Annotated in this window: 23 protein-coding genes and 2 other annotated features; of the genes, 19 read left to right on the top strand and 4 right to left on the bottom strand. The window is 36.3% G+C overall.

Translation table 11 applies throughout. The features are described 5' to 3' along the window. The first annotated feature begins 261 nt into the window (after positions 1-261). The 16 genes from polA to NST14_RS23175 all read left to right on the top strand — a co-directional run bounded on the left by polA (position 262) and on the right by NST14_RS23175 (position 17,295). On the top strand, positions 262-2,895 hold the full coding sequence (polA, locus tag NST14_RS23250; RefSeq protein WP_229143037.1) for a DNA polymerase I: 2,634 nt from the start codon (positions 262-264) through the stop codon (positions 2,893-2,895). Between the two features lie 12 nt (positions 2,896-2,907). Continuing rightward, the gene (gene mutM, locus NST14_RS23245; protein WP_001114483.1) at positions 2,908-3,738 is read left to right on the top strand and encodes a DNA-formamidopyrimidine glycosylase; all 831 of its coding nucleotides are present in this window, start codon (positions 2,908-2,910) and stop codon (positions 3,736-3,738) included. A gap of 72 nt (positions 3,739-3,810) precedes the next feature. Next, positions 3,811-4,443 carry a sporulation membrane protein YtaF gene (gene ytaF, locus NST14_RS23240; RefSeq protein WP_000281751.1) on the top strand — a complete coding sequence of 211 codons (633 nt, stop codon included), beginning with the start codon at positions 3,811-3,813 and terminating at the stop codon, positions 4,441-4,443. A 53-nt stretch (positions 4,444-4,496) separates the two neighbouring features. Next, positions 4,497-5,099 carry a dephospho-CoA kinase gene (gene coaE / locus NST14_RS23235; RefSeq protein WP_229143045.1) on the top strand — a complete coding sequence of 201 codons (603 nt, stop codon included), beginning with the start codon at positions 4,497-4,499 and terminating at the stop codon, positions 5,097-5,099. A gap of 109 nt (positions 5,100-5,208) precedes the next feature. Continuing rightward, complete coding sequence (locus NST14_RS23230) at positions 5,209-6,237, top strand: glyceraldehyde-3-phosphate dehydrogenase (protein ID WP_000198972.1); 1,029 nt, start codon at positions 5,209-5,211, stop codon at positions 6,235-6,237. Between the two features lie 389 nt (positions 6,238-6,626). After that, the gene (gene speD / locus NST14_RS23225; protein ID WP_002003660.1) at positions 6,627-7,010 is read left to right on the top strand and encodes an adenosylmethionine decarboxylase; all 384 of its coding nucleotides are present in this window, start codon (positions 6,627-6,629) and stop codon (positions 7,008-7,010) included. Positions 7,011-7,290: 280 nt separating this feature from the next. After that, entirely contained in the window at positions 7,291-7,752 is a 462-nt protein-coding gene (nrdR, locus tag NST14_RS23220; protein ID WP_001203687.1) for a transcriptional regulator NrdR, read from the top strand. 126 nt (positions 7,753-7,878) lie between these two features. Beyond that, positions 7,879-9,285, top strand: a complete 1,407-nt coding sequence (locus tag NST14_RS23215) for a replication initiation and membrane attachment family protein (protein ID WP_000415041.1) — start codon at positions 7,879-7,881, stop codon at positions 9,283-9,285. Positions 9,286-9,318: 33 nt separating this feature from the next. Then, positions 9,319-10,257: a primosomal protein DnaI gene (gene dnaI, locus NST14_RS23210; protein ID WP_000400101.1), complete on the top strand. Its 939-nt coding sequence runs from the start codon at positions 9,319-9,321 to the stop codon at positions 10,255-10,257. 279 nt (positions 10,258-10,536) lie between these two features. Beyond that, a complete protein-coding gene (gene ytxC / locus NST14_RS23205; RefSeq protein ID WP_000569618.1) occupies positions 10,537-11,418 on the top strand; it encodes a putative sporulation protein YtxC in 882 nt (293 codons plus the stop codon). 31 nt (positions 11,419-11,449) lie between these two features. Continuing rightward, positions 11,450-11,678, top strand: a binding site (T-box leader). A gap of 47 nt (positions 11,679-11,725) precedes the next feature. Continuing rightward, the gene (gene thrS / locus NST14_RS23200; RefSeq protein WP_000786083.1) at positions 11,726-13,663 is read left to right on the top strand and encodes a threonine--tRNA ligase; all 1,938 of its coding nucleotides are present in this window, start codon (positions 11,726-11,728) and stop codon (positions 13,661-13,663) included. A 210-nt stretch (positions 13,664-13,873) separates the two neighbouring features. After that, positions 13,874-13,994 (top strand) — a sequence feature (ribosomal protein L20 leader region). A 62-nt stretch (positions 13,995-14,056) separates the two neighbouring features. Beyond that, complete coding sequence (infC, locus tag NST14_RS23195; RefSeq protein ID WP_000973214.1) at positions 14,057-14,560, top strand: translation initiation factor IF-3; 504 nt, start codon at positions 14,057-14,059, stop codon at positions 14,558-14,560. 21 nt (positions 14,561-14,581) lie between these two features. Continuing rightward, positions 14,582-14,782, top strand: a complete 201-nt coding sequence (rpmI, locus tag NST14_RS23190; RefSeq protein ID WP_001125945.1) for a 50S ribosomal protein L35 — start codon at positions 14,582-14,584, stop codon at positions 14,780-14,782. Positions 14,783-14,819: 37 nt separating this feature from the next. Further along, positions 14,820-15,176 carry a 50S ribosomal protein L20 gene (gene rplT / locus NST14_RS23185; RefSeq protein ID WP_001138362.1) on the top strand — a complete coding sequence of 119 codons (357 nt, stop codon included), beginning with the start codon at positions 14,820-14,822 and terminating at the stop codon, positions 15,174-15,176. A gap of 472 nt (positions 15,177-15,648) precedes the next feature. After that, complete coding sequence (locus NST14_RS23180; RefSeq protein WP_000365050.1) at positions 15,649-16,140, top strand: dUTP diphosphatase; 492 nt, start codon at positions 15,649-15,651, stop codon at positions 16,138-16,140. Between the two features lie 69 nt (positions 16,141-16,209). Beyond that, positions 16,210-17,295 carry a M42 family metallopeptidase gene (locus tag NST14_RS23175; RefSeq protein WP_000163568.1) on the top strand — a complete coding sequence of 362 codons (1,086 nt, stop codon included), beginning with the start codon at positions 16,210-16,212 and terminating at the stop codon, positions 17,293-17,295. Positions 17,296-17,335: 40 nt separating this feature from the next. Here NST14_RS23175 and NST14_RS23170 read toward each other — a convergent pair whose 3' ends face one another. After that, positions 17,336-17,953, bottom strand: coding sequence for a TetR/AcrR family transcriptional regulator (locus tag NST14_RS23170; RefSeq protein ID WP_000023670.1), 618 nt, complete (start codon positions 17,951-17,953; stop codon positions 17,336-17,338). Between the two features lie 297 nt (positions 17,954-18,250). On the opposite strand from NST14_RS23170, the gene NST14_RS23165 reads away from it, so the two are divergent. Both NST14_RS23165 and NST14_RS23160 read left to right on the top strand, forming a co-directional pair. Beyond that, a complete protein-coding gene (locus NST14_RS23165) occupies positions 18,251-18,904 on the top strand; it encodes an HlyD family secretion protein (RefSeq protein ID WP_001071404.1) in 654 nt (217 codons plus the stop codon). A 12-nt stretch (positions 18,905-18,916) separates the two neighbouring features. Continuing rightward, complete coding sequence (locus NST14_RS23160) at positions 18,917-20,716, top strand: DHA2 family efflux MFS transporter permease subunit (protein WP_095843180.1); 1,800 nt, start codon at positions 18,917-18,919, stop codon at positions 20,714-20,716. Positions 20,717-20,853: 137 nt separating this feature from the next. Here the strand turns inward: NST14_RS23160 and NST14_RS23155 are convergent, their stop codons facing one another. From NST14_RS23155 to sspI, 3 genes are all read right to left on the bottom strand, one after another. Next, positions 20,854-21,567 carry a CPBP family intramembrane glutamic endopeptidase gene (locus NST14_RS23155; RefSeq protein WP_001177663.1) on the bottom strand — a complete coding sequence of 238 codons (714 nt, stop codon included), beginning with the start codon at positions 21,565-21,567 and terminating at the stop codon, positions 20,854-20,856. Between the two features lie 140 nt (positions 21,568-21,707). Beyond that, positions 21,708-22,265: an HD domain-containing protein gene (locus NST14_RS23150; protein ID WP_000554792.1), complete on the bottom strand. Its 558-nt coding sequence runs from the start codon at positions 22,263-22,265 to the stop codon at positions 21,708-21,710. Between the two features lie 161 nt (positions 22,266-22,426). After that, the gene (sspI, locus tag NST14_RS23145) at positions 22,427-22,636 is read right to left on the bottom strand and encodes a small acid-soluble spore protein SspI (RefSeq protein WP_000009513.1); all 210 of its coding nucleotides are present in this window, start codon (positions 22,634-22,636) and stop codon (positions 22,427-22,429) included. A gap of 82 nt (positions 22,637-22,718) precedes the next feature. Here sspI and NST14_RS23140 point away from each other — a divergent pair, with 82 nt between their 5' ends. Next, positions 22,719-23,516, top strand: coding sequence for a TrmH family RNA methyltransferase (locus NST14_RS23140; RefSeq protein ID WP_001993769.1), 798 nt, complete (start codon positions 22,719-22,721; stop codon positions 23,514-23,516). Positions 23,517-23,524: the final 8 nt, after the last annotated feature.

Below are 23,524 nucleotides of genomic sequence, written 5' to 3'. Positions count from 1 at the left end.
AACAATGTCTTAATTAAATATTAATAAAGCTCTGTTAATATAATACATGAAAACCCCTTCATCCAAGGAGTAATTTTGGACGAGAATAGTTAAGCTGTTCTCGTCACTTCCCTTTATGCCAATATCAGTCTGTTTTATATATGAAAGAAAATAACCGTTATTTTTCTTCTCTCTATTAGTCATGTTAATATAGAGAGAGGAAAGAAACGGTTTTTTTCTGTGAAAAAAATCATTTCAAATTTGTATGGGGAGGTTTCTGATTTGGAAAAAAAGGTCGTATTAGTAGATGGTAATAATATCGCGTATCGTGCTTTCTTTGCACTACCGCTTTTAAATAACGACAAAGGTATACATACGAACGCAATTTACGGTTTTACAATGATGTTAATGAGAATATTAGAGGAAGAAAAACCGACGCATATGTTAGTTGCATTTGATGCGGGTAAAACAACGTTCCGTCACAAAACGTATAGTGAGTATAAAGGAGGACGTCAAAAGACTCCGCCTGAGTTATCAGAGCAATTCCCATTTATTCGTGAGATGCTTGATGCATTCAATGTACCGCGTTATGAATTAGAAAATTATGAAGCGGATGACATTATGGGAACGCTAGCGAAAGAAGCGAGTGAACAAGGAGCTAGTGTAAAAGTTATTTCAGGAGATAAAGATTTACTTCAACTTGTTTCTGATAACACGCTTGTATGTATTCCTCGAAAAGGGATTACGGAAGTAGATGAATATACGAAAGAAGCTTTATTTGAGAAATACAGCTTATCACCGAAGCAAATTATCGATATGAAAGGTTTAATGGGAGACCAATCAGATAATATTCCAGGTGTACCAGGAGTTGGTGAAAAAACTGCGATTAAATTGTTAACACAGTTTGGAACGGTTGAAGAAGTGTATGAAAATATAGATCAAGTAAGCGGGAAGAAATTAAAAGAAAAGCTGGAAGCAAATAAAGACCAAGCTCTTATGAGTAAAGATCTTGCAACCATTATTACAGACGCGCCGATTACAGTGCATGTGGATGATATGGAGTATAAAGGATATGAGCCAAGTGATGTCATTCCAATGTTCGAGAATTTAGGATTCACATCTCTTTTAAATAAATTAGGTGTTACGCCAGAAGAAACGGCTCCAGCTGAATTAGATGATATTACATTTGATATTGTGGAAGAAGTTACAGAAGAAATGCTTCAGCAAGATAGTGCGCTTATCGTTGAAGTACAAGAAGATAATTATCATAAAGCAGACATTCAAGGTTTCGGTATTCAAAATGAAAATGGATGTTACTTTATTCAGACAGATATTGCACTTAAATCAGATGCTTTTAAAGAGTGGCTTGCAGATGGAGAAATGAGAAAGTATACATTTGATGCGAAGCGTGCGATCGTTGCACTGAAATGGAACGGTATAGATATGCAAGGGATTGACTTTGATCTATTAATTGCTGCTTACTTACTTGACCCGGCTGATACAGATAAAGATTTCCGTACTGTAGCGAAAATGAAAGAAACACATGCTGTGAAATCTGATGAAGAAGTTTACGGAAAAGGTGCGAAGCGTGCTGTTCCAGAGTTAGAGATAGTAGCGGAGCATGTAGCTCGTAAAGTGCATGTATTATATGATGTGAAGCAAACATTCGTTGAAGAGTTAGAAAAGAATGAGCAATATGAACTGTTTACAGAGTTAGAATTACCACTTGCACGTGTATTAGCTGATATGGAAGTAAAAGGTGTAAAAGTTGATACAGAACGTCTTCGTAATATGGGAGAAGAACTTGCAGGTAGATTAAAGGAAATGGAACAGGAAATTTATAAGCTGGCGGGAACAGAATTTAATATAAATTCACCGAAGCAGCTTGGTGTTATTCTGTTTGAGAATTTAAACTTACCGGTTATTAAGAAGACGAAAACAGGTTATTCTACGTCAGCTGATGTACTAGACAAGCTGATGGATCACCATGAAATTATTCCAAACATTTTACATTACCGTCAATTAGGGAAACTAAATTCAACTTATATTGAAGGTTTATTAAAAGTTGTACATGAAGATTCATCTAAAATCCATACTCGTTTCAATCAAGTATTAACGCAAACGGGCCGATTAAGTTCAACGGATCCAAACTTACAAAATATCCCGATTCGATTAGAAGAAGGAAGAAAGATTCGTCAGGCATTCGTTCCATCAGAAGAAGGATGGATTATGTACGCAGCGGATTATTCACAAATTGAACTTCGTGTATTAGCTCATATTGCAAATGATAAAGGGCTAGTCGACGCGTTCCAACATGACATGGATATTCATACGAAAACAGCTATGGATGTATTTGGCGTTGAAAAAGATGAAGTAACTTCAAATATGAGACGACAAGCGAAAGCTGTTAACTTCGGAATTGTGTATGGTATTAGTGATTATGGTCTTTCACAAAACTTAGGAATTACAAGAAAAGCAGCAGCGGAATTTATTGAAAAGTATTTAGAAAGTTTCCCTGGTGTACAAGAATACATGGATGACATCGTAAAAGATGCGAAACAAAAAGGATATGTAGCTACATTATTAAATCGCCGCCGTTACATTCCGGAAATTACGAGTCGTAATTTTAACTTGCGTAGCTTTGCTGAGCGTACAGCTATGAATACACCAATTCAAGGTACTGCAGCAGATATTATTAAAAAAGCGATGATTATTATGGCAGATCGTTTAGAAGAAGAAGGATTACAAGCGCGTCTTCTATTGCAAGTACACGATGAATTAATATTTGAAGCACCAAAAGAAGAAATTGAAAAATTAGAGAAGCTTGTACCAGAAGTAATGGAGCATGCAATTGAACTTACAGTTCCGTTGAAAGTTGATTATTCTTACGGTCCAACTTGGTACGACGCAAAATAAGGAAGTGATGAAATGCCTGAATTACCAGAGGTTGAAAACGTCAGACGGACACTTGAAAATCTTGTAACAGGAAAAACGATTGAAGATGTTATTGTTACTTATCCGAAAATCGTAAAACGACCGGATGATGCAGAAATCTTTAAAGAAATGCTAAAAGGCGAGACGATTGAAAATATAAAGCGAAGAGGAAAGTTTTTGCTTTTATATGTAACAAATTATGTCATTGTTTCACATTTGCGTATGGAAGGTAAGTTTTTACTGCATCAAGAGGATGAGCCAATTGATAAGCATACGCACGTCCGTTTCTTATTTACAGATGGAACTGAATTACATTATAAAGATGTGAGAAAGTTTGGTACGATGCATCTCTTTAAAAAAGGTGAGGAAATGAATCAAATGCCTCTTGCTGACTTAGGTCCGGAGCCATTTGATGCTGAATTGACACCACAGTATTTACAAGAGAGATTGCAAAAGACAAATCGTAAAATAAAAGTTGTATTATTAGACCAGCGTCTTTTAGTAGGACTTGGAAATATATATGTAGATGAAGTTTTATTCCGTTCTCAAATTCATCCAGAACGAGAAGCGTCGTCTTTAACAGTAGAAGAAATTGAGCGAATTTATGAGGCGACTGTTACAACGTTAGGTGAAGCAGTGAAGCGTGGCGGAAGTACAATTCGAACGTATATCAACTCACAAGGGCAAATTGGTTCGTTCCAAGAACTGCTAAATGTATATGGAAAAAAAGGAGAACCGTGTGTGACTTGCGGTACGATATTAGAAAAAACAGTTGTTGGCGGAAGAGGAACGCATTATTGCCCGATTTGTCAGCCGAGAATATAGAAAAGAGATAACATCGGATAGGCATTTGTCATATACATACAGCAGAGCTATGTATAAGGGAGGAGCTTACCGATGTACCTTTATTTATCTCTTATTTTATTAGCTTTTACATTAAGCTTAGATAGCTGTAGTGTAGGGCTAACATATGGTTTAAGAAGCGTAAGAATTCCACTAAGATCAATTGTAATTATCGGGATGTGTTCAGCGGCTGTTATGCTTGTTTCAATGGGAATTGGACATATGATCGCGAAAGTATTTTCACCTGTTATCGCAACGCGTATCGGTGGGCTTGTCCTTATTGGAATAGGGATTTGGGTATTATACCAATTTTTTCGAAGTGAGAAAAAAGAAGAACCGAAGCAAGAGGAGAAGGTATGGAAATTAGAGATTGCCTCGCTAGGGTTAGTCATTCAAATTTTACGGAAACCGACTGTAGCAGATTTCGATAAATCAGGCACCATTTCTGCAGGAGAAGCGTTACTTCTTGGTATCGCTCTTTCTGTAGATTCATTTGGTGCTGGAATTGGTGCATCTTTATTAGGGTATGCACCTGCTATGATGGCGATATTAGTTGCAGTGATGAGTTCTTTGTTTTTATTTATTGGAATGAAACTTGGAACGGTTTTATCAAATATGAAATGGTTGCAAAAATTTACATTCCTGCCTGGGGTATTACTCATTATTATTGGAATTTGGAAAATGTAAGTACGGGCGTGGAACATTAGTTTCGCGCCTTTTATTATGAGGAGGATTATATGATGACAGTAGTAATTGGATTAACGGGAGGTATTGCAAGTGGAAAAAGTACAGTATCTCAAATGTTTCGCGAGCTAAATATACCAGTTATTGATGCAGATATTATTGCGCGAGAAGTTGTAGAACGAGGAAAGCCAGCATATAACAAAATTGTAGAAGTATTTGGAACAGAAGTATTACAAGAAGATGGAGAACTAGATCGTCCAAAACTAGGAAGTGTCGTTTTCTATAATGAAGAGAAACGATTGCAGTTAAACAAAATTGTTCATCCTGCAGTGCGTGAGGAAATGAATAGGCAAAAGGAAATGTACATAAAAGAAGGTATGCAAGCGGTTGTGTTAGATATTCCTCTCTTATTTGAAAGTAAATTAACAAGTCTCGTTGACCGCGCTTTAGTTGTAGCAGTTAAGCCACATACGCAATTAGAACGTTTAATGAAGCGAAATAATTTTTCAGAAGAAGAAGCAACAGCTCGTATTCAATCTCAAATGCCGTTAGAAGAAAAAGTGAAACATGCAGATGAAGTGATAAATAATGATGGCACAATTATGGGAACGAAAACACAATTACAGGGGATTTTAAAGAAATGGAACATTATTGACTAAAAAATTGTGAAATTAATGAAAATGCTTAGTGACATATCCCCTTTTTGTGTTATACTATTATTGGGATTGGAGATAAATAGTATAACGCATTCAAGGGGGATAACATATTATGACTCGTGTGGCAATTAATGGATTTGGACGTATTGGGAGAATGGTATTTCGTCAGGCAATAAAAGAAAGCGCATTCGAAATTGTAGCAATCAATGCAAGCTATCCATCTGAAACGTTAGCACATTTAATTAAATATGATACAGTTCACGGCAAGTTTGACGGAACAGTAGAAGCATTTGAAGATCACTTATTAGTTGATGGGAAAATGATTCGCCTTTTAAACAACCGCGATCCAAAGGAATTGCCTTGGACAGATTTAGGTGTTGAAGTTGTAATTGAAGCAACTGGTAAATTTAATTCAAAAGAAAAAGCAATTCTTCACGTTGAAGCTGGAGCGAAAAAAGTTATTTTAACAGCGCCTGGTAAAAATGAAGATGTAACAATTGTAGTAGGTGTGAACGAAGACCAATTAGATATTACAAAACATACTGTTATTTCAAATGCATCTTGTACAACAAACTGTTTAGCGCCTGTTGTGAAGGTGTTAGATGAGCAGTTTGGAATTGAAAACGGTTTAATGACGACAGTTCACGCTTATACAAATGACCAAAAAAATATTGATAATCCACATAAAGATTTAAGAAGAGCACGTGCTTGCGGACAATCAATTATTCCGACAACGACAGGTGCTGCGAAAGCGCTAGCAAAAGTTCTTCCACATTTAAATGGGAAACTTCATGGTATGGCACTTCGTGTACCAACGCCAAACGTGTCTCTTGTTGACTTAGTAGTAGATGTAAAACGTGATGTGACAGTGGAAGCTATTAACGATGCATTCAAAACTGTTGCAAACGGTGCGTTAAAAGGCATTGTAGAATTCAGCGAAGAGCCTTTAGTATCTATTGACTTTAATACAAATACACACTCAGCTATCATTGATGGTTTATCTACAATGGTAATGGGTGATCGTAAAGTGAAAGTACTGGCTTGGTATGATAACGAGTGGGGCTACTCTCGTCGTGTTGTAGATCTTGTAACGTTAGTTGTTGACGAATTAGCGAAGCAAGAAAATGTGCAACATATTTAAGTGAATAAGGGAGAGGGCAAGTGGAATATTTGCCCTCTTTTTTTTATTTTTTTCTGAAAAGGAAAAAAATTATAGGAGTATATTTTTGAAAGTGGACATACCACGAAACGTTGGGGTTACTGTATTTGTGAATCATTTATTTTTTTTAGGGAAAAGTAAAGAGGAAAATATGACAGAAAATCGAAAAAACTGTTGTTGCAAAATGAAAATAAACAAAGTATACTAACACTCGTAAACTTAAGAGCTGAGGTACGTAGTCACTACTTAAAGGGTTAGGACCTCTCTGGACTAACTTTCCCCCGTGGTAGTGGAGCAAGCCAAATTGCAAATTAGTTTTCAATTCGAACAGTTAGAATAAATTTACAAGGGGGAACTGTAGAATGGATACTATGGATACGATGGGTCGTCACGTGATCGCTGAACTTTGGGATTGCGATTTCGACAAGCTTAATGACATGCCGTATATTGAACAATTATTTGTGGATGCAGCACTAAGAGCTGGTGCTGAAGTGCGTGAGGTTGCTTTCCATAAATTTGCACCACAAGGTGTAAGTGGAGTAGTAATTATCTCGGAATCACATTTAACAATTCATAGCTTTCCGGAGCACGGTTACGCAAGTATTGATGTTTATACTTGTGGGGATCGTATTGATCCAAATGTTGCTGCAGAATATATTGCAGAAGGTTTAAACGCGAAAACGCGTGAGAGCATCGAGCTTCCTCGAGGCACTGGTAGCTTCGAAATTAAGCAGAGAGAAACAAAAGCTCTTTAAAAAAGAACATAATTGATTTAAAATGTAAAGAGGTGTATAATGCACCTCTTTTTTAGTTTATAAAAAAGGGAAAATATAATGTACTCGTTAGTTGAATAAATGGAGCTCTTACGAATAAGTTAACAACGCATCTATCATCGTATTTTTTTAAACGAGATAATAATGCGCTTAAACTTAAAGTGGTAAGAGAGTTAAAATGAGTTATATAATAATGTATATATATTGTCAGATGAAGTAAGTAGAGAAAAAATAAAGAGTATAGTGTAAAGGAGTGAATATATTGCGTTGTCCATCCTGTTCTCATAATGGTACAAGAGTGTTAGATTCGCGTCCGGTAGACGAGGGGCGCTCTATTCGAAGAAGGAGAGAGTGTGAAAGCTGTTTAAGCCGCTTTACGACATTTGAAAGAGTGGAAGAGTCACCTCTTATCGTTGTAAAAAAAGAAGGAACACGAGAAGAGTTTAATAAAGAAAAGATTTTACGTGGCTTAATTAAAGCGTGTGAAAAAAGACCAGTATCTTTAAGACAATTAGAAGAAGTAACTCAAAGTGTGGAACGTGAACTTCGTAATTTAGGTATATCAGAAGTGAAAAGTGATATGATTGGTGAAATTGTTATGGAAGAACTACGTGATATCGATGATGTTGCTTACGTGCGTTTTGCTTCTGTATATCGCCAATTTAAAGATTTAAATGTATTTATTGAAGAATTAAAAGATATACTGCAAAAAGAAAGAGAGTAGAATCTGTATCGTATTCTCTTTACATACCGTAAGTAATGAGATAAGAGAGCTAGAAGCGAAAGCTAATAGCTCTTTTTCGCTAATAAATTATATAGTGAAGATTGGATGAGAGAAAGGAAAGCAAGAATGGAAAAACAGTCATGGATGGAGCTATTGCCGATTGATCGTTATAAAGTAAGTGCGAAAGGATTATTGCATAATTACGACCGAAAAGTGTTAACGATGTTATATCAGCCGTTAATAGGTAGTAGAGCTTTTAGCTTGTACATGACGCTATGGGGAGAGTTAGAACAAGATCGTGTATTTGGAAAAGAGAATACGCATCATTCCCTTATGGTGACCATGCAAATGCAACTTCCCGAAGTATATGAGGAACGAGTAAAGTTAGAGGCAATTGGACTTTTGAAAGTATATATTAAGAAAGAAAAAGATATTCGAATGTTTATATATGAGCTGCAACCACCTTTATCTCCGAAGCAGTTTTTTGATGATATTGTTTTAAGTATCTTTTTATACAATCGATTGAGTCGGACAAAATATAATCAAGTAAAGCATTATTTCTTAGAAGAAGAATTTGATTTTGCATCTTATGAAAATGTTACGCGTTCTTTTAATGATGTGTTTGGTTCGTTTAATCCAGGGCAGCTTGAGCATGCGCAAGAAGACCTTCGTATTCCAAAAACGACAGCTATGCCAAGTAATGAAAAGGGAGACGCTCCAAAAGTTTGGAATGATTTCTTTGATTTCTCCTTATTTGTAGATGGCTTGTCCGCTCTTGTTCCTAAAAAGGCGATTACAGATCAAGTGCGAGAATGTGTCATTACACTTGCTTACGTGTATGATGTAGATGTGTTATCGATGCAAAATATCGTTCTTGGTGCGGTGACAGAGCTGCAGACAATTGATATCGAAAGGCTTAGAAAAGGAGCGCGTGATTGGTATCAGTTCGAAAACGGACAAGCGTTACCTGTATTAAGTGAAAGAGTACAGCCTCACGCTGCACGTATGATGAAAGAAAAAGAGCCTTCTACGCAAGAAGAGATGTTAATCAAACAGTTAGAGGAAATCTCACCAAAACAACTATTGAAAGAAATCTCTGGCGGTGCAGAGGCAACGAAGGCTGACTTGCAAATCGTTGAAGATGTAATGATCAATCAAAAATTAACGCCAGGTGTTGTGAATGTACTTATTTATTACGTTATGCTACGCTCAGATATGAAACTTGCGAAAACGTATGTGGAGAAGATTGCTGGACATTGGGCACGTAAAAAGGTCGGCACAGTAGCTGAAGCAATGGCGTTAGCGAAAGAAGAAAACCGTCAATATCAAGAATGGGCTGAGACGAAGAAGAAAGGCCGTACGTCGAAGAAAACGGTACGAAAAGAAATGGTACCAGATTGGCTGAAAGAAGAGCCGAAAGAACAAGAGAAAGAAACTGTGAAAAAAGATGTAAGTGCTGAAAAAGGTGCAAGTACGTTAGAGGACGAACGAAAACGATTAGAAGAAGTGTTAAAAAAATATAAGCGTGATTAATAGAAGAGAATGAACGCTCTTTGAGGTGAGAAAATGGAGCATATTCAAAATTCATTTGCAAAGTTAATGGAAAATGAAAATTTTAAAAATAGATATGAAGTATTAAAGGCGGAAGTAATGGCACATCCGCGTGTGAAAGAATTTATAGACGAACATAAAGGGGAAGTAACAACGTCTATGATTGAACGCAGTCTTGTGAAATTATACGAATATATTGGACAAAGTGTAGGTTGCGCGGATTGTCCGGATCTAGGTTCGTGTAAAAACATGCTGCAAGGATATGAGCCAAAGCTCGTTATCCAAGGGAAGATGATTGATATTCAATATGATCGTTGCGTTAGAAAAGTAGCATATGACGAGAGGAAGAAATATGAAAAGCTCGTTCAAAGTGTATATATGCCAACTGATATTTTACAAGCAACGATGGAAAACTTAGACCCTTCAGATTTAGATGCGCGTATTGATGCAATTGGTGCAGCTAATGAATTTTTAAGTACATATGAACCTGGTAAAAAAGTACAAGGTTTATATTTGTACGGTAAATTTGGTGTAGGGAAAACGTATTTATTAGGAGCAATTGCGAATGAGCTTGCTCGAAAGAAAATAAGTTCAATGCTCGTATATTTCCCTGAATTTTTACGTGAAATTAAAAGTTCAATTCAAGATAATTCGATTGGGGAAAAGATTGATGCGGTGAAACGCGTACAAGTTTTAATGTTAGATGATATTGGAGCAGAAGCGATGTCAAGCTTTGTGCGTGATGATGTACTCGGTGCAATTTTGCAATTCCGTATGTTAGAAAACTTACCGACGTTCTTTACGTCTAACTTTGATTTTAAACAACTAGAACATCATTTAACATATACGCAGCGCGGTGAAGCGGAAGAAATGAAAGCAGCTCGTATTATGGAGCGAATTAAATATTTGGCGAAACCAATACCGATTGGCGGGAAAAACCGTCGTCATAAGTAAAGAGCAAGCTGAGAAGCTTGCTCTTCTTTTGTAGTTAAACGCTTTTTAAAGTAGCCGAATGATAAAATGAAAAGTTCTTATTGAAAATTCCTAGTAGCTTGTATCATTTTTTTCTCCCTCCCTTAATATATATAAAATTAGCAAGCCATATCGAGTGGATTTTCTAACGATAAGAAATGTAATTCTACTAAGAGTGAACTTTCACGCGGGACGGACTCTTATAGGATTTGTAACGTATAGATACAGTCCTTTAGAGCAGGGATAAAAGGGGGGACAAAAGTGATTGAAATTTGCTTCGAAGAAAAAAATGATGCTATGCACGTATATAGACAACTATTGAAAAGAGCGGAACTGTTATATAAGGAAACGAGTGTGTATTTACAGGAACAAAAAGTGGTGATTCACATACCAGTATGTGAATCAAATTATATTGAAAAGATTTTATTGCCAGTAATGGTATATTTCATTGTGAATGTGAAACAAAATGAGTGGATATATACAATCTTAAAAGAGAAGTTTTTTTATGAAGAAGAGGAAGAGTGCCATCAAATATTGCATATGGCACAAGAGATTTTAAAAGGAAGAAGAAAAGGAATTGCTCGTGAATTAACACGTCACACATTTGAATCATATATTAAATCCTCTTTAAATAACTGGCTTTGTGATCCGCTTTCATTCTCGTTTTCATCATATGTTCGTTTTCGTCTTCGTACATATAGGGAAATGGTAGCTAAGCTTGCTGAAGTGGCAATTGATGAGTATAAGTTAGAACAAGAATATCAAATGTTTATTGAGACGCTCCGGCAACAAGTGCGTAGCCGGAAATCACGTTTGTCATGTGTACATCTTATTTTTGATGAAAGTTTTATTTTCTATGATGATAAAGGTAGACGTTTAAAACAAGAGAAATTGGTTCAATATATAGATGAAGACTTATTAAAACAAAAGGATGTATATATTGATACGAAAGTAATTGCACCACTTCTTTCTATTTCGCCGAAAAAAATTTATTTATATACGAAAGAACAAGACCATAATATGATTATTACTTTGCGAAATGTATTTCAAGAACGGGTACAATTACATGGATTACATGAGTTTGAGCGCAATGTGAAAAATTTAAAAAATAAAGGTAACGCCCTTGATTTTCTAAGTTTTTGAGCATATAATTACCTACATAAATGAAATATATTGAAATGTCATGATGAGGACATGAGTAGTTTTCTACGATTTTCAGAGAGGGAAGCCTTAGGGTGTGAGCTTCCTAGTACGGGATTATTACTTACCACCTCTAAACTTTAGCAGTGAACGGTTTTTCTAGTAATTGCTAACGGACAACACCGTTATGTTGAACTTGAGCAATTAACAATTATGTTAATTGGAACAAGGGTGGAACCACGAATTCAACACTCGTCCCTTTTTACGGGATGAGTGTTTTTTATTTTGAGAAAAAGAGGAGTGACCAGTGATGGCAGATGTAGTTAAAATTACTTTCCCTGATGGAGCTGTGAAGGAGTTTCCAAAAGGCGTAACAACTGAAGAAATCGCAGCTTCTATTAGCCCAGGCTTAAAGAAAAAAGCTGTGGCTGGAAAATTAAATGATGAGATGATTGATCTTGTTACACCAATCGAAGAAGATGGTGCAGTTTCTATCATTACATTAGATTCTGAAGATGGCTTATATATTTTACGCCACTCAACAGCTCACCTTTTAGCGCAAGCGTTAAAACGTTTATATAAAGATGTTAAGGTTGAGCTTGGCATTGGTCCAGTAATTGAAAATGGCTTCTACTACGATATTGATATGGAAGAAGCAATTACAGTTGAAGACTTCAAGAAAATCGAAAAAGAAATGCAAAAAATTGTGAACGAGAACTTAGAAATCGTTCGTCATGAAGTACCACGTGCAGAAGCAATTCGTCGTTTTGAAGAAATCGGCGATGAGTTAAAATTAGATTTAATTAACGATCTTCCAGAAGATGCAGTTATTTCAATCTATGAGCAAGGCGAATTCTTCGACCTTTGCCGTGGTGTCCACCTTCCATCTACAGGGAAAATTAAAGTATTTAAATTATTAAGCGTTGCGGGTGCTTACTGGCGCGGCGATAGCAATAATAAAATGTTACAACGTATTTACGGTACTGCATTCGTTAAGAAAGCAGAATTAGATGAGCATTTACGTATGCTTGAAGAAGCGAAAGAGCGCGATCACCGTAAATTAGGTAAAGAATTAAAACTATTTACTAATAGCCAAAAAGTAGGACAAGGTTTACCACTTTGGTTACCAAAGGGTGCAACAATCCGCCGCATTATCGAGCGTTACATCGTTGATAAAGAAGCAAGCTTAGGCTATGATCACGTATACACTCCAGTACTAGGAAGCAGAGAGCTTTATGAAACTTCGGGTCACTGGAACCACTACCGTGATGGTATGTTCCCATCAATGGAAATGGATAATGAAGAGTTAGTTCTTCGTCCGATGAACTGCCCTCACCACATGATGGTTTATAAAAACGATATTCACAGCTACCGTGAATTACCAATCCGTATTGCGGAACTTGGAACAATGCACCGCTACGAAATGTCAGGTGCGTTATCTGGATTACAACGTGTACGCGGAATGACTTTAAACGATGCTCACATTTTCGTACGCCCAGATCAAATTAAAGAAGAATTAAAACGTGTTGTAAACTTAACTCTAGAAGTGTACAAAGATTTCGGTTTAGAGAACTACTCATTCCGTCTATCTTATCGCGACCCAGCAGATACTAAAAAGTACTATGCTGATGATGAGATGTGGGAAAAAGCACAAGGTATGTTAAAAGAAGCTATGGATGAAATGGGTCTTGATTACTATGAAGCTGAAGGTGAAGCGGCATTCTACGGTCCAAAACTTGACGTTCAAGTTCGTACTGCTCTTGGAAAAGACGAAACACTTTCAACTGTACAATTAGACTTCTTACTTCCAGAACGCTTTGAACTATCTTACGTTGGTGAAGACGGTAAACAACACCGTCCAGTTGTAATTCACCGTGGTGTTGTATCTACTATGGAACGTTTCGTAGCCTTCTTAATTGAAGAATACAAAGGTGCATTCCCAACTTGGTTAGCTCCAGTTCAAGTACAAGTAATTCCAGTTTCTCCGCAAGTACATTTAGACTATGCGAAGAAAGTACAAGACGAATTACGCCGTGCTGGTATCCGTGTTGAATTAGATACTCGTGAAGAGAAAATTGGTTACAAAATCCGTGAAGCACAAATGCAAAAAATTCCGTACATGCTTGTAGTAGGTGACAATGAAGTAACTGAAAACGGCGTAAACGTACGTAAATACGGTGAACAAAAATCAGAAACAATCGCATTAGATGCTTTTGTTGATATGATTAAAGTAGAAGGAAAACGATAAGAAAAAGCCGCGGTATACCGCGGCTTTTCTATGTAATATGAGTAAGGGAAATTAGAAAAAAAAACCATGTAACACTTATCGTAAAAAAGTATTGCAAGTATGTTAGTTGTTTGTTACAATATTTCTTGTTGTTAGTAAAACACATTGCGTCTTCTTGACAGACGTCATGTCCTATGATAAACTCATCAAGGATAATAGAATATTGTTTTGTGGAACAAGTAGAAGCACCCGCTTCTCACCTGATGGACGCATTCGCAGTTTACAGGTAAATGTATTTCTTACTTAAGATTTTACAAGTGTGGGTGTCGTATGCCCGCACTTTTTTTGTCGGGTTCTATGACTACAAACTATGTTCTGAGAAAACCTTGGAGGTGGCTTACTATTAGCAAGGATATGATGATTAACGAGCAAATTCGTGCACGCGAAGTACGTTTAGTTGGTGCAAATGGCGATCAACTTGGAATCAAGTCTCGTAATGACGCTTTAGACTTAGCTGCAAATCTTAATCTTGATTTAGTATTAGTTGCTCCAAATGCGAAACCGCCAGTATGCCGCATTATGGACTACGGTAAATTCCGCTTTGAGCAACAGAAAAAAGAAAAAGAACAGCGCAAAAATCAAAAAGTAATTAGCATGAAAGAAGTTCGTTTAAGTCCAACAATTGATGAACACGACTTTAACACAAAACTTCGTAATGCTATCAAGTTTTTAGAGAAAGGCGACAAGGTTAAAGCGTCAATTCGCTTTAAAGGACGTGCCATTACTCATAAAGAAATCGGTCAACGTGTTTTAGATCGCTTCTCAGAAGCTTGTGCTGAAGTTAGTACAATCGAATCTAAGCCTAAAATGGAAGGACGCAGTATGTTCTTAGTTTTAGCACCGAAAAACGATAAGTAATAGATAGAGGAGGAAATACCTATGCCTAAACAAAAAACTCATCGCGGCGCTGCAAAGCGTTTCAAAAAGACTGGATCAGGTAAACTGAAACGTTCTCACGCTTACACAAGCCATTTATTCGCTAACAAATCTACAAAAGCTAAACGTAAACTACGTAAAGCTGGTGTAGTAAGCGCTGGTGACTTCAAACGCATTCGTCAAATGCTTGACAACTTAAAATAAGTTCGGCTGATATATAGAACAATTAGGAGGTAATATTATGCCAAGAGTAAAAGGTGGTACAGTTACTCGTCAACGTCGTAAAAAAGTAATTAAATTAGCAAAAGGTTACTACGGTTCAAAAAATACATTATTCAAGGTTGCTAACCAACAGGTTATGAAATCTCTAATGTATGCATTCCGTGACCGCCGTCAAAAGAAACGTGACTTCCGTAAATTATGGATTACACGTATCAACGCAGCAGCTCGTATGAATGGTCTTTCTTACAGCCGCTTAATGCACGGTCTTAAAAATGCTGGCATCGAAGTTAACCGCAAGATGCTTGCTGACTTAGCTGTTCATGACGAAAAAGCTTTCGCTGAATTAGCAACAGTTGCAAAAAACAACATTAACTAATTAATTAGTTGAAACCTTAGAAGATTTTTCTTCTAAGGTTTTTTTATTTGTATGCAAAGAGAAGTGTGTCGTTATCGATATGACAAAATCAACATAAAAGTTATAGCAATATAGAAGAATATGCATATGAAGTCAGGAGAATCCTCCTGGCTTCTTTTAATTATCATCCTCTGGAAAGAAGAGTATCTTTCCTACCTGAAACGACACTGCTATAATGGAAAGATGATATGGAACTTTCATCAGATAAAATAATATTTTTAATAGTGGGCAATTCCTGGATAAGTATTAACTATCACCAATCGGAGTGAACAATCTAATCGTGATGATTGAAACGTATTTGTAAATTAAGGACAAGCTATTTTGTGTAAAGAGGTAAATGGCTGACTTATTAATAAGAAACGAAAAATAATAATGAACTTTGAGATGAAACAACATTGTTGCGTAAAATGCGATGTTGGAGGAGGACAATAGAGTGGACTTACTACAACTATTTAAATTACAAAAAGAATTAGATGACCGTATTGCGAAAGAACATGACTTACAACCGAAAAAATTGTTAAAAGAGAAAATGTTAGCTCTTCTTGTAGAAATTGGAGAACTTGCAAATGAAACACGTTGTTTTAAATATTGGAGCAACAAACCAGCATCAGAACGTGAAGTCATACTAGAAGAATACGTAGATGGCTTACATTTTATTTTATCAATCGGAATTGATTTAGGTATTGATAAAAACTTCTTATTCTATAAGTGTGCACAGACGAATAAAACACAAGTAGAAATTTTCTTAGACACGTATGCGAAGGTGATTCGTTTTACAGATCAACCATCTATTACGAACTATATTGAATTATTTACAAGCTACCTTCGACTTGGACAAGCACTTGAGTTTGAACAAGAAGAGATTGAAAAGGCATATTTAGATAAAAACGAAGTAAATCATCAGCGTCAAACACAAGGATACTAAGTTAATTTTTGAATATTTCAATTTCCTTTTGTATAATGAAGTGACTGAAGAAAAAGGAGGGTGTTGGCAATGACAAAATTAGACGAGACATTGACAATGCTAAAAGAATTAACAGATGCACGTGGTATTGCGGGTAACGAGCGTGAACCACGCGAAGTAATGAAGAAATATATTGAGCCGTTTGCGGACGAACTTTCTACTGATAATTTAGGAAGTTTAGTTGCGAAAAAAGTAGGGGAAGAAAACGGCCCGAAAATTATGGTTGCAGGTCATTTAGATGAAGTTGGCTTTATGATTACGCAAATTGATGACAAAGGTTTCCTTCGTTTCCAAACAGTTGGTGGCTGGTGGTCACAAGTTATGCTTGCACAGCGCGTAACAATTGTAACGCGTAAAGGAGATGTAACAGGTGTTATCGGTTCAAAACCACCGCATATCTTACCTCCAGAAGCGCGTAAAAAGCCAGTTGAAATTAAAGACATGTTCATCGATATTGGTGCTTCTAGCCAAGAAGAAGCAATGGAGTGGGGCGTACGACCAGGAGATCAAGTTGTACCTTACTTTGAATTCCAAGTGATGAAGAACGAAAAAATGTTACTTGCAAAAGCATGGGATAACCGAATTGGTTGTGCAATTGCAATTGACGTATTAAAACAATTAAAAGATGAAAAGCATCCAAACGTTGTATATGGCGTAGGGACTGTACAAGAAGAAGTTGGTCTTCGTGGTGCAAAAACATCTGCAAATTATATTAAACCAGATATCGCGTTCGCAGTAGATGTTGGTATTGCTGGTGACACACCGGGTGTAACGTCAAAAGAAGCGCAAAGTAAAATGGGTGATGGACCACAGATCATTTTATATGATGCTTCTGTTATTGGTCATACAGGTTTACGTGACTTTGTAGTTGATGTTGCTGATGAATTACAAATTCCATACCAATATGATTCAGTAGCGGGCGGTGGAACGGATGCAGGCGCAATTCATATTGCTGTAAATGGTATTCCGTCTATGGCAATTACGATTGCAACCCGTTACATTCATTCTCATGCGGCAATGTTACACCGTGATGATTATGAAAATGCAGTGAAGTTAATTGTAGAAGTTATTAAACGTCTTGATAAAGAGGCTGTACATAACATTACATTTAATTAATAGAAAAAGCGAAGGAGCCTCTCCTTCGCTTTTTTGTGTTTTAAAAAGGTCGTTCTAATCCCGCGGCAGTATGAGCCCCTAAAATGATTAAACGAGTTAATTGCATGGCCATAAAATGCGGGGTATATATCATCCCTTTTTTTAGCCATGACATAATCATGCCGAGGTGGGCACCAGTAACATAACTAAGGAGAATATCACGTGGAACCATTAGTTTTTCATCGTTAGGCTGTGCAATAGAGAGGCTTAATGTTAAATGTGTCTGAATGGCTTTCATCATTTTATACGTAAAGTTTCCGGCAGCTTTATCACCAAGCATGACGTTATAGAAGTTCGCATTTTCTGCGATATGTTCAAATAAAGACAAGAAATTTGGATGTGGTGAATCAAATGTAAGTTGAAAATCTTCTTTATTTCTATTTTTCGGTTTAATAACTTCTGTTAGCTTCTCTAACATTTCTTCAATGCTTTTGTCTAGTAAGTCATATTTATCGTGGTAATGGCTATAAAACGTAGCGCGATTTACAGGAGCACGTTCTGCAATATGTTGAACAGTTACATTTTCAAACCCTTTTTCGCCTACTAAAGCGACAAAAGCATCCTGTATGAGTTGTCTCGTCCGTTTTACACGTGGATCATTTGTATTTTTAATAGACATTTTTATTTCCCCTCGTTTAATTTTCTGTATTTAAACAACATATTGGTATTATATTGTTGTTTAAGCGACATTTCATACGTAAATTGTCGGTTGTAGATTTGAAATAATTATTTATAATTATAAACGATAGTCCTTCAGAAATCAGCACCGCTTGCAGGTAGATAAATTTCGATTTACACCGCAGATGGTGTGATTTTTTTGTTTAAAAGTTAATATAATTAACAATTAAACAATCTAAACAATAAGGACGTAAATAGTCTAGAAAAAAATTATATGCGATATAAGGAGAGGAATGCAATGAATCAGTTTCGAAGAATGGTGATTATCAACATTATCACATTAATTGTACTAGTTGGTGGCGGTATTGGCGGTTATTACTATTACAATCAAGCGGAAAATTACTTAAAAACAGACAATGCAAAAATTGATGGAAAGGTAATTCCGATTGCATCACCAGTAGCAGGGAAATTAACTGACTGGAAAGCGGAAGTAGGTAAGAACTACAACGAGAATGATAAATTAGGTGCTGTCACTGTAGCAGCAGCGAATGGAGAACAAACAGTAGATGTAACAATTCCACAAAATGCAACAGTTGTACAATCAAACGCAACAACAAATGCTTTCGTTGGAGCAGGTAGCCCAATCGCTTATGCATTTGATATGAACAATTTATGGGTAACAGCAAATATTGAAGAAACAGATGTTGATGATGTTCAAAAAGGTCAAGATGTAGATGTGTATGTAGATGCATACCCAGATACAACGTTAACAGGAAAAGTAGAACAAGTTGGCTTAACAACAGCGAACACATTCTCTATGTTACCATCAAGCAACGCAACAGCGAACTATACGAAAGTAACACAAGTAGTACCAGTTAAAATTTCTTTAGATCATAGCAAATCAGTAAATATTGTTCCTGGCATGAATGTGACAGTTCGTATTCATAAGTAAGGGGGAGATGAGATGTCCTCAATTGTAATTGCAGGATATGCACTATTTTGTATAATCGTCTTCTTCCTTGTAAATCGTCTTTTACGAAAGAAAAAAACGAAAATGGGAGAAGAACAAGTCCCAGCCGTAAGTAAAATAGAAGTAAGTAAAGTTGAAACAGAAGAGAAAGACATTGAACGAAAGCAAGAACCGGAAATTTCTAATGTAGTTGAGTTGGAAACAGGAAAGCAAGAAGAAGTAAAACAAGAAAAAGAAGTGCCGAAAAAACAAATGTCTATGCCTGTAGAGAATGTGAACGTAAAAGCAGTGGTAGCTGTATTAATTCTCGGCATGTTCGTTTCTATTTTAAACCAAACAATCATTAACGTTGCATTGCCTCCGTTAATGAATGAATTTAACGTATCAACTTCAACAGCACAATGGTTAATTACAGGCTTCATGCTTGTAAATGGTATTTTAGTACCGATTAGTGCCTTTTTAGTTTCACGATTTACGTATCGTAAATTATTCGTAGCAGCAATGTTATTCTTTACGGTAGGATCTATCATTTGTGCTACTTCAGGAAACTTTACAATGATGATGACGGGCCGTGTTATTCAAGCGGTTGGCGCGGGTATTTTAATGCCGGTTGGTATGAATATCTTCATGACACTATTCCCGCCTCATAAGCGCGGAGCAGCGATGGGATTACTAGGCGTAGCAATGATTTTAGCACCAGCTATCGGACCAACTGTAACAGGTTGGGTAATTGAAAATTACAGCTGGAACTTAATGTTCTATGCGATGTTTATTATCGGTTTAATTATTACGTTCCTATCTTTAAAATTCTTTACACTAGCTCAGCCAGTGTCTAACACGAAATTAGATATATTCGGTGTGGTTAGTTCAAGTATTGGACTAGGAAGCTTATTGTACGGATTTAGTGAAGCTGGAAACAATAGTTGGACTAGTGCCGAAGTTGTTATTTCACTTATTATCGGTGTAATTGGTTTAGCGTTATTTATTTGGAGAGAGTTAACAACGGATAATAAAATGCTTGATTTACAAGTATTTAAATACCCGGTATTTACTTTTACTTTAGTAATTAACGCAATCGTTACGATGGCATTATTCGGAGGTATGTTATTACTTCCTGTATATCTGCAAAACATTCGTGGCTTTACGCCAATTGAATCTGGTTTACTACTTCTTCCAGGATCATTAATTATGGGGATCATGGGACCAGTAGCGGGTAAATTATTCGATAAATATGGCATTCGTCCATTAGCGATAATTGGATTGGCAATTACGACGTATGCGACATATGAATTTACAAAATTATCGATGGATACACCGTATAGCGTTATTATGACGGATTATATTATACGCTCAATTGGTATGTCATTCATTATGATGCCGATTATGACAGCTGGTATGAACGCGCTACCGATGAAATTAATTTCTCACGGTACAGCAACGCAAAATACGTCAAGACAAGTAGCGGGTTCAATCGGAACAGCGATTTTAATTACACTTATGACGCAACAAACAACGGCTCACGTAGCAGATTATGGAAATATGTTAACAACGTCAAACCCAATTTTAGTTGATAAAGTACACGGCATGGGGCAAAGCTTAGCGGCCTTAGCCGGCTCAGCACAAGCAGGAGATGCGATGAGCACGCAACTATTATTCGGACAAATTTCAAAGTTATCTGCAATTAACGGTATTAACGATGCCTTCTTAATTGCAACGATACTTGCAGGGATTGCTTGGGTGTTATCGTTCTTCTTACCATCAGGCAATAAACCAAATAGAAAAGCAGGGAATTAATTTCCCTGCTTTTTATTTTGGATAGTATTAATAAATAAATGAGAAATAACGATCCAAATTATTGAAAAATGTTAAAGAAAGAGGAATTTGAAGTTGTTATAAAAGAATAAAGAGAGAAATCGTGATGATATCTCTCTTTAACTTAAAAGTGCTACTATATTATTTATAATATGAAATAGTATGGTTGGAATGATGGAATTTGTTTTCCTGTATAAAAAAGCCATCATTAGCCCTGCGAAGAACGCACTCACCATTATCCCCAGTGAGTATGTATGGGCGACTCCGAAAAATAAACTTGTCAAAATTGCAGCAATCCAGAATGGGAACCGTTCTGAGAAGAAGCGAAGCATAAAACCTCTGAAAATGAGTTCTTCAAAAATGGGTGTAAGTATTGCGGACCCGATAAGTAACAATATTTGATATTGGCTTAAAATATGTAAGTTTAACGCAGACGATTGTTCTTCTGATGCATCTGGAAATACGTGTTGTAATACGAATGAATTGAAAAGGATACTTAATGAAAAGATAATGAACAAGTATGCGTATGTACGATATTTTTTTAATACACTAAAGTCAAATGATGGTAATAATAATGTTTTGGCAGGCTCGTATTTAAATATGAAAAACAATAGAATAATTAGTTGTAGTGCAGTACCTGTCGTATCTATAATAGATTCGTATAAGGCGATTTGTGTTTTATCTGCAAATATACTTTTATACATTATTAGTGGGAGTATAAGGAATGTAGTTATAAAACCAGTGCCCCAAAATGCAAATAGAGTAGAGGGGATAAATTGTCCCCATGACATGGATTGTTTTTGTTCGTGCGGAAGTTGTGTAGTAAGTTGCATATGTTTAAACCACCTCTTTATATTTGTATATTTAATTATAAAGTATTTGTTTTTTGAATGTAACATTTAAATATTACATATAAAGGTGTATTTTCCATAAAATAATAAAAGAGGTATCACCCTATAGTGATGCCTCTTTCTCATTGATAACTATGTTCTGTTTTGTTGTTTGATTTCGATTGCTCTATTTGTAATTCACGCTCTACCAATCGGTCTAACTGTTGAATTGCTTTTAGTGCTTTTTCATAAGAAATTGTTCGATAATGATGCGCTCCGCCTGGTTCTTCATCTGCTTCGTCTGCCCATTTAATAATGTTTTGCAGAGATGTTCTTTCGATTTCTTGCTGTACTAAGAAAGAATCTGTATGAAGAAGAATTGCGATAGAAATTTCTTTTGCTAGTTTAGGGTGTTCTCCTAATCTAATAAGCAATTTATGAGCTCTTTCTGCTCCTTTAATTGCGTGTATATCATTCTTTTTATATAAATCATAGTCCCATTCGCCGCCTGTGTACCACGTATGATGTCCGATATCATGAAGGAAACCGGCTTTTGTCGCAGCATCGACTGAGGCGTGATGCTTTTTAGCTAAGTGAAACGCATGGTAAGCGACAGCGATCGCGTGGACCATCCCAGAACGATTTACGTATTTTTGTGTAATGTGGTGTTTAAAAATTTGTTCAAGCGTAATACGGTGCATAAAACATTCACTCCTTTTATCTAATGGTGTATATGAAGAAAAATCGATCGGTTTAAATGTATTTTGAACATTGTACTCCATCGAGTAGCGTTAGTAAAGTAGAAATGTTTAGGAGAAGAAAAAAATCACCTTAGCTTATGCAAAGGTGATTTTTAAATTGCTTATTTTTTTAATCCTTGCTCTAGTGTTTCTAACATTTCATGCTTTTCATTTTCATCAGCGTTTTTCCAAATGACTTCAAATAAGACACCAAGACCTGGAAGCATTTTCTCTTCACCGCTTTGAATTGCATCGACAATTGTTTCTTGTAATTGATCTTGTGTATTACCAGATACATTTGCTAATACAGCACCGCGTAAATTAAAACTCATTGTTTTCACCTCTTCTTCAGAATTGAAACTGACGTTAGTTTTTGTTCTTTTTTATGTAAATATGTATGAAAAATAGGCTATAATGATAAGACAAGAAGAGAGGGAAATACATATTATGAAAAACATTGATTCAGTACAAAATCCGCGTGTGAAGCAGTGGAAAAAGCTGCAAACGAAGAAAGAGCGCGATAAAAAAGGTTTATTTTTTGTAGAAGGATTCCATTTAGTGGAGGAAGCTTTAAAAGCAGGAGTTGTAACAGAACTTATCGTTTCAGATCAGACAGACCTTCCGAAAGATTGGACAGTTAATGATGTAGAAATGTATATCGTACCGGAAGCAATCGTAAAAGTACTTCGTGAAACAGAAACGACGCAAGGTGTATTTGCTGTTTGTGAAAAGCATGAGAAGGAAGTAGCTCTTGCTGATGGGAAGTTTCTTTTATTAGATGGCCTGCAAGACCCAGGTAACTTAGGGACAATTATTCGTACAGCTGATGCAGCTGGTATTCATGCCGTTGTGCTTGGAGAAGGTTGTGTTGATGTTTATAATAGTAAAGTACTCCGTTCTACACAAGGTTCTATTTTTCACTTACCAATTGTAAAAGGGAACTTAGAAGAATGGGTAGACAAGCTAAAAGAAAATAACGTTCCTGTATATGGAACAGCTCTTGAAAATGGAGTTCCGTACGGGGAAGTAACACCAGCTGGTAGCTTTGCATTAATTGTAGGAAATGAAGGAAACGGCGTACGCCAAGAAATTCTTGCAAAAACGGATCGAAACTTGTATATTCCGATTTACGGCGGGGCAGAATCATTAAATGTTGCAGTTGCAGCAGGGATTTTAACGTATTATTTGCAAAGCCCGGTTGCGAACAAATAAAAAACTTC

The sequence above is a fragment of the Bacillus sp. FSL W8-0519 genome (genome assembly GCF_038005585.1).
GTDB lineage: Bacteria > Bacillota > Bacilli > Bacillales > Bacillaceae_G > Bacillus_A > Bacillus_A paranthracis.
This window is presented reverse-complemented; position numbering and strand designations above follow the sequence as displayed.